1 protein-coding gene is annotated in these 598 nt (G+C 50.0%); it reads right to left on the reverse strand.

Annotation, left to right across the window (positions count from 1 at the left end):
• On the reverse strand, positions 1 to 598 hold a 598-nt coding region (locus R7Q11_RS27770; protein ID WP_225467183.1), incomplete at both ends, for an aldehyde dehydrogenase family protein.

Consider the following 598-nt stretch of genomic DNA (forward strand, 5'->3'; position numbering starts at 1 on the left):
TACCCTGATCAGCGGCCCGCTTGACGACTTCGTTCTCATAGGTTTCTCGGATACCTTGAGTGAGAAGCGTAGAAGGGGACTGTTGACGAATCAAAGCCTGAGCGGTTTCGATAAAGGCTTGTGTTTCTGGAGTATTCAACGCGAACACTACTCCCGGTTTTGTACAAAACTGGCCGCAGCCCATGGTCATTGATGCGACAAACTGCTCTGCAAGTGAGGCGTTGTTTTTCATCGCTTCTGGGAGAATAAAGGTTGGGTTAATGGCGCCGAGTTCTCCATAAAAAGGGATCGGCTCCGGTCTCTGTTGAGCAAGGTTGAATAAGGCACGCCCTCCACTAACTGAGCCTGTGAACCCAACGGCTTTAATCTTTGGATGTGTCACTAACGCTTGGCCAAGTTCACGTTTGTTACCTTGAAGCAAAGTAAAAATAGCTGAAGGCAGGTCTTCTTTGTTCAGTGCGTTTTCAATACATTCGGCGACGATTTGGCTCGTTCCCGGATGCGCGGTATGACCTTTAACAATAACCGGACAGCCAGCCGCTAGTGCAGATGCGGTATCGCCACCCGCGGCTGAGAATGCTAACGGAAAGTTCGAAGC

The organism is Vibrio sp. 970, assembly GCF_033339075.1.